Here is a 15309-nt window from a genome sequence, read left to right on the forward strand (position 1 = left end):
CTGTCGTATCATCAAGTGTTGTTCGTAGACGCCATAACAATCGAAAAAAGGGGAAGCAGCAGATGATTACCTTGAATATCAACGGACGCGACACGCAAGTCGACGCCGATCCTTCCACGCCCATCCTGTGGGCGCTGCGCGACAACCTGAACATGACGGGCACCAAGTTCGGTTGTGGCGCGGCCCTGTGCGGCGCCTGCACGGTGCACCTCGACGGCCAGCCGATCCGCTCGTGCATCACGCCGATTTCCTCGGTGGGCGCGCAAAAGATCACCACCATCGAAGCGATGGAAAACGACCAGGTGGGAAAGGCCGTGCAGGCGGCATGGGTGCGCCACGACGTGCCGCAATGCGGCTACTGTCAAAGCGGCCAGGTGATGAGCGCCACGGCGCTGCTGCGCACCAACAAGTCGCCCAGCGACGCCGACATCGACGGCGCCATGAGCGGCAATATCTGCCGCTGCGGCACCTATCAACGGATCCGCGCAGCCATCAAGGACGCGGCCAAGACCCTGGCCTGAGGAGAACGGCATGCGTATCGAATGGTTGAATCAGGAAGCATTGCAGCATGGCGGCGTGACCCTCGGTGCGGCGCTGGCATCGGCGCCGGTGGCTGTGGTTGGCGCGGCCGATGGCGTCTCGCGGCGCGGTTTCATGAAGGCCGGCGCGGTGGCTGGCGGCGGCTTGATGCTGGGCTTTTTCCTGCCTGGCGCAGGCAAGCTGGCGCAGGCGGCCGATGCCGCTCCGGCCAAGCCCGTGTATGCGCCGAACGCCTTCTTGCACATCGCTCCCGATAACACGGTGACGGTGCAGGTGAACCGGCTGGAATTTGGACAGGGCGTGCAAACGAGCTTACCCATGCTGATCGCCGAGGAACTCGACGCCGACTGGAGCCTGGTGCACGGCGCGCTGGCGCCCGCCGGCGAGCAGTACAAGGATGCCGCCTACGGCATGCAGATGACGGGCGGCTCGGGCAGCATCGCCCACTCGTTTACGCAGTACCGCGAAATCGGCGCCAAGGCGCGCGCCATGCTGGTGGGCGCAGCCGCCGCGCAGTGGAAAGTCAATCCCGACCAGGTGCGCGCCGCCAAGGGCGTGCTGTATGGCCCCGGCGGACAAAAGGCGACGTATGGCGAGTTTGCCGATGCGGCCATGCGCCAGCCCGTGCCCGCCACCGTGAAGCTGAAAGACCCGCGCGAATTTTCCATCATCGGCAGACCCGTGAAACGCCTGGACGCAGCAGCCAAGTCGACGGGAAAACAGCAGTTTGGCATTGACTTCAAGCCGCCCGGTGCGAAAGTGGCCATGGTGGCGCGTCCGCCCGTGTTTGGCGCCAAGGTGGCGAAATTCGACGCCAGCAAGGCGAAAGCCATCAAGGGCGTGCTCGAGGTGCTGGAAGTGAAGACCGACCGTGGCGGCAGCGGCGTGGCCGTCATCGCCGACGGCTACTGGCCCGCCAAGCAGGGACGCGATGCGCTGGCGATCGAGTGGGATACGAGCGCCGTGGAAAAGGTCAGCAGCGACAAGCAGCTGGCCGCCTTCAAGGCGCTGGCGAAAACGCTAGGTACCGTCGCCAGGCCTGCCGACATGGGCAAGCTGGCGTCGGCGCCGAAAAAGATCGAAGCCGTGTACGAATTCCCTTATCTGGCGCACGCGCCGATGGAACCGCTCAACTGCGTCGTCGACCTGCAAGCGGACAAATGCACGATGTGGGTCGGTTCGCAATTCCAGACGGGCGACCAGGCGGCGATTGCCGCGACTTCCGGCCTGAAGCCGGAGCAGGTGACCTTGCACACGATGATGGCCGGTGGCGGCTTTGGCCGGCGCGCCGTGCCTAGTTCCGATTATGTGGTCGAAGCCGTCAACGTCGCCAAGGCCTACCGGGCGGCGGGCAAGAGCGGCCCGTTAAAGCTGATGTGGAGCCGCGAGGATGACATCAAGGGCGGCTACTACCGGCCATCGCATGTGCACCGCGCGCAGATCGGCCTCGACGCCAAGGGCAAGATCCTCGCCTGGGACCACACCATCGTGGGCCAGTCCATCATGGCCGGCACGCCGTTCGAAGCCTTCATGGTGAAAAATGGCGTCGACGGCACCATGGTCGAAGGCATGGGCGAGCCGTACACCCTGCCGATGAAGCTGTCCGTGCACACGGCCAAGGCGAACGTGCCCGTGCTGTGGTGGCGCTCCGTCGGCTCGACGCATACGGCCTTCGTCATGGAAACCCTGATCGACGAGGCGGCGCATGTGGCGAAGATGGACCCCGTCGCCTACCGCAAGCAGCTGATCGACGCCAAGCACACGCGCCACATCGCCGCGCTGGACCTGGCCGTGGCCAAGTCCGGCTATGGCAAGAAGAAGCTGCCGAAGGGACAAGCCTGGGGCGTGGCCATGCACGAGTCGTTCAATTCCGTCGTCGCCTACGTGGTGACGGCGTCGGTGGTGGAGGGCGCGCCCAAGCTGCACCAGGTATGGGCGGGCGTGCATTGCAACCTGGCCGTCAACCCCTTGACGATCGAGGCGCAAGTGCAGGGCGCCGCGCTGATGGCGCTGGGCATGACCATCCCTGGCGCGGCCATCACCCTCAAGGAGGGCGTGGTGGAGCAGCAGAACTTCGGCGACTACCCCGTGCCGCGCATGCCCGACATGCCTGTGATCGAAGTGCACCTGGTGCCGTCGGGCGATGCGCCGACGGGCATGGGCGAACCGGGCGTGCCGCCATTGGCGCCTGCGTTTGCCAATGCGCTGTTCGCCCTGACGGGCAAGCGCCTGCGCAAGCTGCCGTTCGACCTGGCGGCCGCATGACGGTAGTGGTGTCTTGAGTACGGTCGGCATCTTGCTGGCAGCCGGAAGGGGGCGCAGGTTCGACCCTTCCGGCGTACAGAACAAATTATTGCAGCCACTGGCCGAGGGCCCGCATGCGGGTTTGCCGGTGGTGGCGGCGGCGGCAAAAGCCATGCTGGCGGCCTTGCCGCGCGTGCTGGCCGTGGTGCACGCAGACGACACGCAGGTGGCGCGCGTGCTCGGCGCGCTGGGCTGCGAAGTGCGCGTCTGCCATGACGCCGACACAGGCATGGCCGCCTCGCTCACCTGCGCCATCGATTATGTGCGCGGCGCGCCGGGCTGGCTGATCGCCCTGGGCGACATGCCTTTCGTGGAAGCGGCTACAATCGCCGCCTTGTCGCAAGCCATCGACGATGGGGCGCGCATCGCCGTGCCCGTGTTCCAGGGACGGCGCGGCAATCCTGTCGCGTTCAGCGCCTTCCACTTGCCGCTGCTGCTGGCGCTCGATGGCGACCAGGGCGCGCGCAGCATCGTCAACAGCCATGCCGTATGCGAAGTGACAGTGGACGACGGCGGCATCTTGCGCGATATTGATACACCTGACGATTTGTCGCCGGTGCATGGCGCGCCCGGGCGATTGTAGAACATCCATGCCAGACACGAGGAAAACATGAAGAAAGCACCGATTAAAAAAATCACCGCAAAAGCCTCCGGCAATGCCATAAGCAAAGCCGCAGCGAAAACCAGGGCGAAAGCCGCACCGGCCGCCGGCATCATCTACAGCATCGCCGCAGCGGACCTGGCAGGCCACATGTTCAAGGTGACGTTGACGGTCAAGTCGCCGGCGGCCATCGGTCAGGTATTTTCCCTGCCGGCCTGGATCCCGGGCAGCTACATGATCCGCGAATTTTCGCGCAACATCGTCAGCATCCGCGCCGAATCCGAGGGCAAGGCCGTGGCGCTGACCAAACTGGACAAGCACTCGTGGCAAGCCGCCCCGTGCAAGGGTCCGTTGACGGTCGAATACGACGTGTATGCATGGGATCTGTCCGTGCGCGCCGCCCACCTGGACCAGAATCATGGCTTCTTCAACGGCACCAGCGTATTTCTGCGCGTGCTGGGCCAGGAATCCGACGCCCATGAAGTGCACATCGTGCAGCCCAAGGATGCGGCCTGCAAGGCCTGGAAAGTGGCCACCACCCTGCCGGAACTCAAGGCGAAGCGCTACGGCTTCGGCAGCTACCAGGCGGCCAACTACGATGAGCTGATCGACCACCCGGTGGAGATGGGCGACTTCGCGCTGGCCACCTTTACCGCGCATGGCGTGCCGCACGATATCGTCGTCACGGGCAAGGTGCCGAACCTGGACCTGGACCGTCTGTGCCGCGACCTGAAAGCCATCTGCGAAACGCAGATCGCCTTCTTCGAGCCGAAGACAAAGAAAGCGCCGATGGAGCGCTATGTGTTCATGACCATGGCCGTCGGCGACGGTTACGGCGGCCTCGAACACCGCGCCTCGACGGCGCTGATCTGCGCGCGCGCCGACTTGCCGACGACGGCGTCCACCAGCAACGAGATCGGTGACGGCTACCTGAAATTCCTCGGCCTGTGCAGCCACGAGTACTTCCACACCTGGAACGTCAAGCGCATCAAGCCGGCCGCGTTTGCGCCGTACAACCTGCAGGCGGAAAGCTACTCGCCGCTGTTGTGGCTGTTCGAAGGCTTCACCAGCTATTACGACGACCTGATGCTGGTGCGCGCGGGCCTGATCGACGAGGCGGCCTATTTCAAGCTGCTGGGGAAAACCGTCAACAGCGTCTTGCGCGGTAGCGGCCGCACCAAGCAAAGCGTGGCCGATTCCAGCTTCGACGCCTGGGGCAAGTACTACCGTCAGGATGAAAACGCGCCGAATGCCATCGTCAGCTACTACACCAAGGGTTCGCTGATCGCGCTGGCCTTCGACCTGACGATCCGCACGAAGACGAATGGCGAGAAATCGTTGGACGACGTGATGCAGGCGCTGTGGCAGCGCTATGGCCGCGATTTCTACAAGGGCAAAGCGCGCGGCGTGACGCCGGCCGAAGTCGAAGCCCTGTTCGATGAAGTCTCCGGCACGCGCATGAAGCCGTTCTTCGAACGCTACATTCGCGGCACGGACGACGTGCCGCTGGCGCGCCTGCTGGCGCCGTTCGGCGTGAAATACAGCGACGCGCGCAAGGCGGAAAAAGCCAGCCTGGACGTCAACCTCGGCCGCGACGGCAACGACGCCAAACTGGCGCAGGTGCATCAGGGCGGCGCCGCCCACGCAGCCGGCCTGTCGGCGGGCGACGTGCTGGTGGCCATCGATGGCTTGCGCGTGACGGGCACCAACCTGGATACCTTGCTGGGCCGTTACGCCGTCGGCGCCAAGGTGGCGGTCCACGCCTTCCGCCGCGATGAGCTGATGACGTTTGCGGCCGTGCTGCAGGGCGACCGCGTGCCGGGTGTCAGCTTGAGCCTGCTGCCGGCGCCAAAGAAAGCCACGGGGCCGAAGCGGCCTAGCGCTGTATAAGCTGTTCGTCATGCGGTAAGACAGAAAACCGGCCTTCTGGCCGGTTTTCTATTTCAGGCTGCCATTTCAATGGCAACTGATCCGCCGGCACTGCCGGCTTGCCATCATATTTACTGCAAATGAACTAATTTTTCTTTAACTAAACTAAAATTGCCGAATTGATTCTTTTAGATCGCACCCAACGTGGAAACCCTCGATCCCCGAACGATTATGCTGATGACGACCCTGATGTGCGGAGCCATGAGCATCGTCATGTTCTCCGTGTATCGCAGCTTCCGGCGCGAAGTGCAGGGACTGGGGCATTGGGCGGCCGGCTTGTTGTTGCTGGTGTGCGCGTCCCTGCTGTTCGGTACGCGCGAAGTGCTGCCGCCGGCATGGTCCATGATCGCGGCCAATGCGGCGCTGGTGGCCGGCATCGGCCTGTCGATGCTGGGCACGGAGACATTTTTTGGCCTGGCGCCCAGCCGCCGCGCTTATCTGCTGATACTTGCCCTGGCCGTCGCCGGCAACAGCTGGTGGCTGCTGGTGCGCCCCGATTTCTCGGTGCGCGTGGCGCTCTTTTCCCTGCTGGTCTTCCTGTTTTATGCGCGTCAGGTGCAACTGGTGTGGCGCCATGGCGAGCGCCATTTCTCGAGCTTTTTCTTTGGCGCGCTGATGTTGCTGCAAGCCGTCGTGGTGCTGGCGCGCGGCGTGTCCGCCCTGGTGCATGGCGGCGCCAGCGTGAACCTGATGGTGGCTGGCACGCCGGCCGGCATCTATCTGGCGGTCGCCAATTTCATGGCGCTGCTGCTGACGGTGGGTTTCATGACGGTGGCCACGCGCCGCCTGCAGCAGATACTGGAGCGCCGCTCGACCCACGATCCGCTCACGCAAGTACTGAACCGGCGCGGCTTTGGCGACGCCTATGCGCGCGAGACGGGCAATCTGCGGCGCCGCCGTTTGCCGCTGACGCTGCTCAGCATCGACCTCGATTACTTCAAATTGATCAATGACCGCTACGGTCACGCGGTGGGCGACCAGGTGCTGGCGCACGTGGCCACCGTTATCAAGGGCGCCTTGCGCGAATCGGATTGCGTGGCGCGTTTCGGCGGCGAGGAGTTCGTCGTGCTGATGCCAGACATGCCGGCGCATAACGCGCTGGGCGTGGCCGAACGCATCCGCGCCTTGCTGCACGAGCCCAGTCGGCTGCCACCGTGTACGGTCAGCATCGGCGTCGCTTGCCAGGCATCGGTGGTGGAGGGGCTGGAACAGTTGCTGTCGCGCGCCGATGCAGCCCTGTACCTGGCCAAGGAGCGGGGACGCGACCGCATCGAACTCGATGCTTGCGCGGTTACTGGGGACCGGACAATGTCCGCAGCTGGAAGCGGTACTGGTCGTTGAACGGGAAGGTTTCGGAGAAATCGAAGGTCCGGGCGTGGCGGCGCATCAGGTGCCCGGCCGGCGGAAACGCGGTGTGCACGCGCCGCACGGCGGCCAGCGCCGCAGCCGATGCTTCGCTGTCGCGCGAACGGTGCACGTGCACGTTTTTCAGCTCGCCGTCCGGGCCCACGCTCAGGTCGAGCACGACGATGGCCGGCAGCATGGGCGGCAGGCGCCCACTGAACGTGTATTCCCCATTGGCCGCCATGATCTGCTGTGCCACCAGCGACTTGTAGGCATCGATGCTGGCCGCCAGCTGTATCGCGGCCGGCGTGCGAGGGAGCGTGGACGTGGGCGTATATGCCGCAGGTGGTGGCGTACTTTGGCAGGCTGCCAGCAGGCTGGCGGCGGCAAGGATAGTGATTGCGTATCTCATGGCTGCCAGCCTATCATGGTTTAACCGAACAGGCGTTCCAGTTCCACGCCGGGGTCCGGCGCGCGCATGAACGCTTCGCCCACGAGGAAACTGTGGATATGCGCATCGCGCATGCGTTGCACGTCGGCCGTGGTATGGATGCCCGATTCCGTAATGATCAATTTGTCTTGCGGGATGCGCGGCAAGAGATTGATGGTCGTGTCCAGCGACGTCTCGAACGTGCGCAGGTTGCGGTTGTTGATGCCGATCAGCGCGCTCTTGAGTTTCAAGGCCGCCGTCAGTTCGTCGCCGTCATGGCTTTCGATCAGCACGCCCATGCCCAGTTCGTGGGCGCACGCTTCCATCTCCGCCATCAGGCCATGGTCGAGCGCCGCGACGATCAGCAGGATGCAGTCGGCGCCCATGGCGCGCGCTTCATAGATCTGGTACATGTCGACCATGAAATCCTTGCGCAGCACGGGGATGGCGCAGGCGGCGCGCGCCTGCTGCAGGTATTCCACGCTGCCCTGGAAGAACTGCTCGTCCGTCAGCACGGACAGGCAAGCCGCACCATGCGCCGCGTAGCTGGCGGCGATATCAGACGGGCGGAAGTCGGCGCGGATCACGCCTTTCGACGGCGACGCCTTTTTGACTTCGGCGATGATGCCGGGCTTGCCGGCGGCGATGTGCTGGCGCAGGCTTGCTTCAAAGCCGCGCAGGCCGGCGCGCAATTCGCTGTCGCTTTCCACGTCGCCGCGCAGGCTGGCCAGGCTGCGGCGGGCTTTGGCCTTGGCCACTTCATCGGCTTTGACGGCCAGGATTTTATCGAGTATGTCGGACATGATGGTCGCTATTCTATAAAGGAGGGCGGAGGACTTACGCTTGCGCCGGGGTGCCCAGCTGCTGCGTGACCTGCACGAATTGGTCGAGTTTCGCCAGCGCGGCGCCCGAGCTGACGGCGGTGCGCGCGCGCGCCAGGCCGTCTTCGATCGAGCTGGCCACGCCGGCTGCGTACAGGGCCGTGCCCGCGTTCAGGGCAACGATGTCGGCGGCGGCTCCAGGCTCGCCGCGCAGCGCTTCCATCATCTTGGCTTTCGATTCGGCTGAATCGGCCACCTTCAGGTTGCGGCTGGCGATCATCGACATGCCGAAGTCTTCCGGATGGATTTCATATTCGCGGATTTCGCCGTTGACCAGTTCACCGACGAGGGTAGAGGCGCCGAGCGAGACTTCATCCATATTGTCGCGGCCATACACGACGATCGCATGCTGCGCGCCCAGACGCTGCAGCACGCGCACCTGGATGCCGACCAGGTCGGCGTGGAACACGCCCATCAGGATGTTCGGCGCGCCGGCCGGATTCGTCAGCGGGCCCAGAATGTTGAAAATCGTGCGCACGCCCAGTTCGCGGCGCACGGGCGCCGCATGCTTCATGGCCGCATGGTGGTTCGGCGCGTACATGAAGCCGATGCCCGTTTGCGCGATCGACTGGGCGATCTGCTCGGGCTGCAGGTTGATGTTGACGCCCAAAGAGTCCAGCACGTCGGCGCTGCCGGACGAGGACGACACGCTGCGCCCGCCATGCTTGGCCACGCGCGCGCCGGCGGCGGCCGCCACGAACATCGAGGCGGTGGAAATATTGAACGTGTGCGCGCCGTCGCCGCCCGTGCCGACGATGTCGAGCAGCTTGGTGGTGTCGGCCATGGGCACCTTGGTGGAAAACTCGCGCATCACTTGCGCGGCGGCGGCGATTTCGCCGATGGTTTCCTTTTTCACGCGCAAGCCCATGGTGAGGGCCGCGATCATGGTGGGGGACATTTCGCCGGACATGATCTGGCGGAACAGGTACAGCATTTCGTCGTGAAAGATCTCGCGGTGTTCGATGCAGCGCAGCAGGGCTTCTTGTGGGGTGATCGGCATGATGCTTCCTTCTTCAATGATGGCGCAGGAGGACACTGATGGCACGCCGGGGCGTGCGCATGGGATCAGCGCTCGAGGAAATTCTTCAGCAGGGCGTGGCCGTGTTCCGAGAGGATCGATTCGGGGTGGAACTGCACGCCCTCGATATCGTATTCCCGGTGGCGCACGCCCATGATTTCGCCGTCGTCCGTCCACGCAGTCACTTCCAGGCAGGAAGGCAGCGAGGCGCGTTCGATCGCCAAAGAGTGGTAGCGGATCACTGTGAAGGGGCTGGGCAAGCCTTTGAAAACGCCCACGCCCGTATGCGCGATGAGGGAAGTCTTGCCATGCATGACTTGCTTGGCGCGGATGACTTTACCGCCAAACGCTTCGCCGATGGCCTGGTGGCCCAGGCACACGCCCAGTATCGGCTTCTTGCCGGCGAAGTGCTTGAGCACTTCCACCGAGATGCCCGCCTGCGCTGGCGCTTTCGGGCCGGGCGAGATGCAGATGCGGTCCGGGTTCAGCGCCTCGATCTGTTCGATCGTGATTTCATCGTTGCGGTAGACCCGCACGTCTTCGCCCAGTTCACCGAAATACTGCACGATGTTGTAGGTGAAGGAGTCGTAGTTGTCGATCATTAGCAGCATCTTAAAACTCCCCATCCAGGCCATCTTGCACTTGTTCGGCGGCGCGCAGCACTGCCCGCGCCTTGTTTTCGGTTTCCTGCCATTCCATTTCAAGGACCGAGTCGGCCACGATGCCGGCCGCGGCCTGCACGTACAGCATGCCGTCCTTGATCACGCCCGTGCGGATCGCAATCGCCACATCCATTTCGCCGCCGAACGACAGGTAGCCGCAGGCGCCGCCATAGATGCCGCGCTTGGTGATTTCCAGTTCGTCGATCACTTCCATGGCGCGCACTTTCGGCGCGCCCGTCAGGGTGCCGGCCGGGAAGGTCGCGCGCAGCACGTCCAGGTTCGACAAGCCTTTCTTCAAGGTGCCTTCCACGTTCGAGACGATGTGCTGCACGTGCGAGTATTTTTCGATGACCATGCGGTCGGTGACGTGCACGCTGCCCGTTTCCGCAATGCGGCCGATGTCGTTGCGCGCCAGGTCGATCAGCATCACGTGCTCGGCGATCTCTTTCGGATCGGCCAGCAGCTCGGCGGACAATTCGGCGTCGCGCTCGGGCGTGGCGCCGCGCGGACGCGTGCCGGCGATGGGGCGCAGGGTGACTTTCTTGCCGCCGTCGGCCGTGTTCTCGTTGCGCACCAAAATCTCGGGCGAGGCGCCGATGATCTGCATGTCGCCGAAATTATAGAAGTACATATACGGCGACGGATTGAGCGAACGCAGGGCGCGGTACAGGGTCAGCGGCGAGTCGACATACGGCTTGCGGATGCGCTGGCCGATCTGCACCTGCATCAAGTCGCCGGCCATCACGTATTCGTGCGCCTTGGCGACGGCCTTCAGGTAGTCTTCCTTGGCAAAATCGCGGATGGTTTCCGTGCGCACGGAGGCGCTGGTGACGGGCGCATCGACGCCGCGGCGCAGCATCATGCGCAAGTCCTTCAGGCGCTGGCGCGCTTTGCTGAACGACTCGGGCTGCGACGTGTCGGCGTAGACGATCAGGTAGAGTTTGCCGGACAGGTTGTCGATGACGGCCAGTTCCTCCGTTACCATCAGCTGGATGTCGGGCAGGTTCAGGTCATCCTTCGGCGCGCCGCCGGCCAGCTTTTTCTCGATGTGGCGCACGGTGTCGTAGCCGAAGTAGCCGGCCAGGCCGCCGCAGAAGCGCGGCATGCCGGGGCGCAGGGCGACCTTGAAGCGCGACTGGTACTGTTCGATGAAGTCGAGCGGATTGCCTTCATGCTCTTCGATCACGACGCCGTTCTTGACGATTTCCGTGTGGCTGCCGTAGCTGCGCAACACAGTCGTGGCGGGCAAGCCGATGAAGGAATAGCGGCCGAAGCGTTCGCCGCCGACGACGGATTCGAGCAAGAAGGTATTCTTGCCGCCTTGCTGGGTTTGCGCCAGTTTCAGGTACAGCGTGAGCGGGGTTTCCAGGTCGGCGAAGGCTTCTGCGATCAGGGGGATGCGGTTGTAGCCTTGCTGGCCCAGCGATTTGAATTCGAGTTCGGTCATGTGTCTCTCCATGCCGCCAGGGTACGCGTGTGCACGATGCACTAGCCCTGCGGTGGGTTATCAAAAAACCTGCCGGTGCATGCGGTACGCAAATGCGCGCGTGCAGCCGACAGCAATCTTACACGGCTCGGCCCTCAGGCCTGCCAGGATTGCCAGCGTCGCCAAAGCCAGGCCTCAATCGAGCCGGTTTGGGTGACATTGTGTTTTTTGATGAGAAACGTGTTCACGATATGGTGTTGGGTTTGGTCAGTATGCTGGTCTGTTGTGCATGCTAATAAAATGCGCCGCTTCGAGCAGCGTATTTACTATACCATCGGAATCGGTCTCGTGTATAGAGTGTCCGTGGTTGTAGCCATACGGTACGGTCAATACGGGACAAGCCGCAGCCCTGGCCGCTTGCGCGTCGTTCGATGAGTCGCCGATGGCCACCACTTTGGCGGGCGCCAGATCGAAGTCCGCGCACACTTGCAGCAGCGGCATCGGGTCCGGTTTCTTCCTGGGCAGCGAATCGCCGCCGTAGACGATCTCGAAATACTGGTCCAGGTTTTTCTGTTTCAGCAAGGGCAGGGCGAAGGCGATCGGCTTGTTGGTGACGCAGGCCAGGCGCAAGCCCGCCGCCTTCATCGCCGCCAGCCCCGCTTCCACGTCCGGGTACAGGGTGCTGAACTGGCCATTGATGGCCAGGTAGTGGCGCTGGTAGCCGTCCATCGCCTGCTCGAAGCGCTGTTCCACGCCGGCCGCGTCGAAGTCGAGGGCCAGCACGGTGCGGATCAGGTTTTCCGAGCCCTTGCCGACCATCAGCTTGATGGCGTCGGCGCTGATGGGCGCCAGGCCCAGTTCGGCGCGCATGCCGTTGATGGCGACATGGAAATCGGGCACGGTGTCGAGCATCGTGCCATCGAGGTCGATGATGGCGGCGCGCACGCCGGCCAGTACGTGGTCTTTCACCGTGCCCGCTTGCATCAGGCGCCCTTGACGGCTGCCAGCTCGGCGCGCATGGCGTCGATGACGGCTTTGTAGTCGGGCTTGCCGAAGATGGCCGAACCGGCGACAAAGGTGTCGGCGCCGGCGGCAGCGGCGGCGGCGATGTTGTCGATCTTGATGCCGCCATCGACTTCCAGCATGATGTCACGGCCCGATTCGTCGATCATGCGGCGCGCTTCGGCGATTTTCTTCAGCGCTTGCGGAATGAAGGACTGGCCGCCGAAGCCTGGATTGACGGACATGATCAGGATGATGTCGATCTTGTCCATCACGTGTTCCAGGTAGTGCAGCGGCGTGCCCGGGTTGAATACCAGGCCCGATTTGCAGCCATTGTCGCGGATCAGCTGCAAGGAACGGTCGACGTGATCCGACGCTTCCGGGTGAAAGGTGATGATGTTCGCGCCAGCCTTGGCGAAATCCGGGATAATGCGATCGACAGGCTTGACCATCAGGTGCACGTCGATGGGTACTTGTACGTGCGGGCGGATCGCTTCGCACACCAGCGGGCCGATGGTCAGGTTCGGCACATAGTGATTGTCCATCACGTCGAAGTGGATGATGTCGGCGCCGGCGGTAACGACGTTGCGCACTTCCTCGCCCAGGCGGGCAAAGTCGGCGGACAGGATGCTGGGAGCGATACGGAATGTAGTCATGGTGGAGTAGCCAAAGGATAGAAAATGCGAAGATGCGCTATTTTACGCTTGACGCCGCTGCCATGCCTTATTGAAGCACGATGAAACACGGAATACGCATCGCGCGATGGTCTATGCGTCGCGCGCGACACACAATACGACTGGCAATGTCTGAATAGGAATGACGATGGCGACTTATGAATTTACGGTAACGGTCAAGACGCAATACCTGCCCGAGCAATCGGCACCGGACCAGGGGCGGCACGTGTTCAGCTACACGATCCGCGTCGTCAACACGGGCACGGCTGGCGCGCAGCTGATTTCGCGCCACTGGGTCATCACGGATGCGAACAACAAAGTGGAAGAGGTGCGCGGCCTGGGCGCCGTCGGCCACCAGCCGCTGCTGCAGCCGGGCGAGCAGTTCGAATACACGAGCGGTACCATGCTGGGCACGCCGCAAGGCTCGATGCACGGCGAGTATTTCTGCGTGGCCGAAGATGGCCATCGGTTCGAAGCGCCGATTCCCGAGTTCGTGCTGTCCGTGCCGCGCACCCTGCATTGACGCAACGCCGGGGGCTTGCGCCCCTTACTTCAGTTTTTCGGTGCTGTCCTGTTCTTCGCCGAGCTGCTTGCGTGCAGGCGGTGCGGGTTTTTTACCCGAATACATGGTCCACCAGACTATAAATGCCAGCAAGAAGAACGCCACCAGCGCCTCTATCATCAAGATCCACATACGCACCCCTATGTTATTTACCCGCAGCTTAGTATTTACCCGCCGTCTGTTGACACGCGGTAGTCTACCCGTTTCAATCGGCGCCGTCGCGCTTGCGTTGTCCGCCTGTACCACGCCGCCGGCGGAGCCGGTCGCCGCGACTGGCAAGGCGCCGCCCATCGCCCCGACCGTCGTCAGGCCGGTTCCGGCCAAGCCTGCCGACGCCAAGGATGCCGCGGATGTGGCGGCGCCCACCTTCGTGCCCGCCAAGTTTGCCGCCTTGCCAGGCTGGGCACGCGATGACATGCGCGCCGCCTGGCCCGCCTTCATGGCCTCGTGCGGCGTGCTGGTGAAACGTCCGGACTGGAAGGAATCGTGCACGATCGCGCGCCAGGTGAATGCCGATAGCGACAAGGCCATCCGCCTGTTCTTCGAGACCTTCTTCGTGCCCAATCAAGTCATCACGGCCGATGGCGCCAGCACCGGCCTCGTGACCGGCTATTACGAACCGCTGCTGCACGGTGCGCGCAAGCGGGGCGGTCCATACCAGACACCGCTGTACAAGGTGCCCGACGACCTCGTCTCGGTGGATTTGTCCGGCGTGTATCCGGAACTGAAAAACATGCGCTTGCGTGGCAAGCTGGTCGGCAAGAAGGTGGTGCCGTACGCGACGCGCGCCGACATCGAACGCGCCACGTCCGTCACGGGCAAGGAATTGCTGTGGGTGGATGACGAAGTCGAGGCCTTCTTCCTGCAAGTGCAGGGATCCGGGCGCGTGCAGCTGACCGATACGCAGGAAACCGTGCGCGTGGCGTATGCGGACCAGAACGGCCATCCGTACAAATCGATCGGCCGCTACCTGGTCGACAAGGGCGAACTGACCCTGAGCCAGGCGTCCGCGCAAGGCATCAAGGCGTGGATCGCTGGCCATCCCACGCGCAAGGATGAGTTGTTCAACGCCAATCCCAGCTATGTGTTCTTCAAGGAAGAGCGCCTGCCCGACCCGAAAGTGGGGCCGAAGGGTGCGCTGGGCGTGCCGCTGACGCCGCAGCGCTCGGTGGCCATCGATTCGCGCTTTTTGCCGCTGGGCGCACCCGTGTTTTTGGCCACCACGCAAGCCAATAGCGAGATTCCCATGCAGCGCCTGGTGATGGCGCAGGATACGGGCGGCGCCATTCGCGGGCCTATCCGTGTCGATTATTTCTTTGGCTTTGGCGCGGAAGCGGCCGAGAATGCGGGCCGCATGAAGCAGAGCGGCGCCGTGTGGGTGTTGTTGCCGAAGCAGGCGCCGGCGCGCTAGGGAAAGCGTCGCCGGGCAGTTCGAGGTGTGACTTAGCGCAAGACCATCACGGGTAAATGGGTGTGGGCCAGCACTTTTTGCGTTTCGCTGCCCACGAACAGCTTGTTCAAACCCTTGCGGCCATGCGAGGCCATCAGGATGATGTCGCAATGGTAGGTCTGCGCCGCATTGACGATTTCATCGTGCGGGCTCGGCGACACGGCGACCACGCCTTCGAAAGGCACGCCGGCGGCGCGCGCCGCTGCGCCGATCTTGTCGATGGCGCGTTGCGACGCTTCCTGCATCTGCTGTTCATACAGGCTGGCGTCGAGCACGATGCCGCCGTCCGCCATCGGCGAGAACGGGAACGGTTGCACCACGCTGATGGCGACCAGCTTGGCCTTGTTCAATTGGGCGAAGGCGAGGGCGGTCTCGGCGGCTTTGTCGGACAACGGCGAGCCGTCGGTGGGAAATAAGATGGTGTTAAACATAGCGTGCTCCTCAAGTGATGTAAGACAGCTTATGGATTTACATCAATTAAAACCT

The 15309-nt window shown here is 63.3% G+C and carries 16 protein-coding genes; 7 read left to right on the forward strand and 9 right to left on the reverse strand.

Features of this window, described 5'->3' with window-relative positions:
- Nucleotides 1-62: 62 nt before the first annotated feature.
- The 5 genes from CLU90_RS21685 (at nt 63) to CLU90_RS21705 (ending at nt 6715) form a co-directional block, all read left to right on the forward strand.
- Nucleotides 63-521 carry a (2Fe-2S)-binding protein gene (locus CLU90_RS21685; protein ID WP_070292451.1) on the forward strand — a complete coding sequence of 153 codons (459 nt, stop codon included), beginning with the start codon at nt 63-65 and terminating at the stop codon, nt 519-521.
- A gap of 10 nt (nt 522-531) precedes the next feature.
- Nucleotides 532-2805, forward strand: coding sequence for a xanthine dehydrogenase family protein molybdopterin-binding subunit (locus tag CLU90_RS21690; RefSeq protein WP_092719002.1), 2274 nt, complete (start codon nt 532-534; stop codon nt 2803-2805).
- Nucleotides 2806-2818: 13 nt separating this feature from the next.
- Complete coding sequence (locus tag CLU90_RS21695) at nt 2819-3427, forward strand: nucleotidyltransferase family protein (protein WP_092719005.1); 609 nt, start codon at nt 2819-2821, stop codon at nt 3425-3427.
- 27 nt (nt 3428-3454) lie between these two features.
- Nucleotides 3455-5335 carry a M61 family metallopeptidase gene (locus CLU90_RS21700; protein WP_269800037.1) on the forward strand — a complete coding sequence of 627 codons (1881 nt, stop codon included), beginning with the start codon at nt 3455-3457 and terminating at the stop codon, nt 5333-5335.
- A gap of 216 nt (nt 5336-5551) precedes the next feature.
- Entirely contained in the window at nt 5552-6715 is a 1164-nt protein-coding gene (locus tag CLU90_RS21705) for a GGDEF domain-containing protein (protein ID WP_232731291.1), read from the forward strand.
- Here the strand turns inward: CLU90_RS21705 and CLU90_RS21710 are convergent.
- The 7 genes from CLU90_RS21710 to rpe all read right to left on the reverse strand — a co-directional run bounded on the left by CLU90_RS21710 (nt 6666) and on the right by rpe (nt 12793).
- Nucleotides 6666-7130, reverse strand: coding sequence for a hypothetical protein (locus CLU90_RS21710; RefSeq protein ID WP_100428902.1), 465 nt, complete (start codon nt 7128-7130; stop codon nt 6666-6668). The genes CLU90_RS21705 and CLU90_RS21710 overlap by 50 nt on opposite strands.
- Nucleotides 7131-7150: 20 nt before the next feature.
- Nucleotides 7151-7951 (reverse strand): indole-3-glycerol phosphate synthase TrpC, encoded by an 801-nt coding sequence (trpC, locus tag CLU90_RS21715; protein ID WP_100428903.1) that lies wholly within the window; start codon nt 7949-7951, stop codon nt 7151-7153.
- Between the two features lie 34 nt (nt 7952-7985).
- Nucleotides 7986-9029, reverse strand: a complete 1044-nt coding sequence (trpD, locus tag CLU90_RS21720) for an anthranilate phosphoribosyltransferase (RefSeq protein ID WP_100428904.1) — start codon at nt 9027-9029, stop codon at nt 7986-7988.
- A gap of 65 nt (nt 9030-9094) precedes the next feature.
- The gene (locus CLU90_RS21725; protein ID WP_092719017.1) at nt 9095-9658 is read right to left on the reverse strand and encodes an aminodeoxychorismate/anthranilate synthase component II; all 564 of its coding nucleotides are present in this window, start codon (nt 9656-9658) and stop codon (nt 9095-9097) included.
- A 1-nt stretch (nt 9659) separates the two neighbouring features.
- Nucleotides 9660-11156 (reverse strand): anthranilate synthase component I, encoded by a 1497-nt coding sequence (trpE, locus tag CLU90_RS21730; protein ID WP_092719020.1) that lies wholly within the window; start codon nt 11154-11156, stop codon nt 9660-9662.
- A 246-nt stretch (nt 11157-11402) separates the two neighbouring features.
- On the reverse strand, nt 11403-12119 hold the full coding sequence (locus CLU90_RS21735) for a phosphoglycolate phosphatase (RefSeq protein ID WP_092719023.1): 717 nt from the start codon (nt 12117-12119) through the stop codon (nt 11403-11405).
- Nucleotides 12119-12793 carry a ribulose-phosphate 3-epimerase gene (gene rpe, locus CLU90_RS21740; protein WP_034753544.1) on the reverse strand — a complete coding sequence of 225 codons (675 nt, stop codon included), beginning with the start codon at nt 12791-12793 and terminating at the stop codon, nt 12119-12121. Before rpe ends, CLU90_RS21735 begins: the two co-directional genes overlap by 1 nt.
- Before the next feature lie 166 nt (nt 12794-12959).
- Here rpe and apaG point away from each other — a divergent pair, with 166 nt between their 5' ends.
- Nucleotides 12960-13334, forward strand: coding sequence for a Co2+/Mg2+ efflux protein ApaG (gene apaG / locus CLU90_RS21745; protein ID WP_092719047.1), 375 nt, complete (start codon nt 12960-12962; stop codon nt 13332-13334).
- 24 nt (nt 13335-13358) lie between these two features.
- Here apaG and CLU90_RS29750 read toward each other — a convergent pair whose 3' ends face one another.
- Nucleotides 13359-13505: a hypothetical protein gene (locus CLU90_RS29750; protein ID WP_165829277.1), complete on the reverse strand. Its 147-nt coding sequence runs from the start codon at nt 13503-13505 to the stop codon at nt 13359-13361.
- A 97-nt stretch (nt 13506-13602) separates the two neighbouring features.
- Between CLU90_RS29750 and mltA the strand changes: the two genes are divergently transcribed.
- Nucleotides 13603-14784 (forward strand): murein transglycosylase A, encoded by a 1182-nt coding sequence (mltA, locus tag CLU90_RS21750; RefSeq protein WP_302848404.1) that lies wholly within the window; start codon nt 13603-13605, stop codon nt 14782-14784.
- Nucleotides 14785-14816: 32 nt separating this feature from the next.
- Here mltA and CLU90_RS21755 read toward each other — a convergent pair whose 3' ends face one another.
- Nucleotides 14817-15254, reverse strand: a complete 438-nt coding sequence (locus CLU90_RS21755) for a universal stress protein (RefSeq protein WP_070312619.1) — start codon at nt 15252-15254, stop codon at nt 14817-14819.
- Between the last annotated feature and the right edge of the window lie 55 nt (nt 15255-15309).

This window comes from Janthinobacterium sp. 67, from assembly GCF_002797895.1.
Lineage (GTDB): Bacteria > Pseudomonadota > Gammaproteobacteria > Burkholderiales > Burkholderiaceae_D > Janthinobacterium.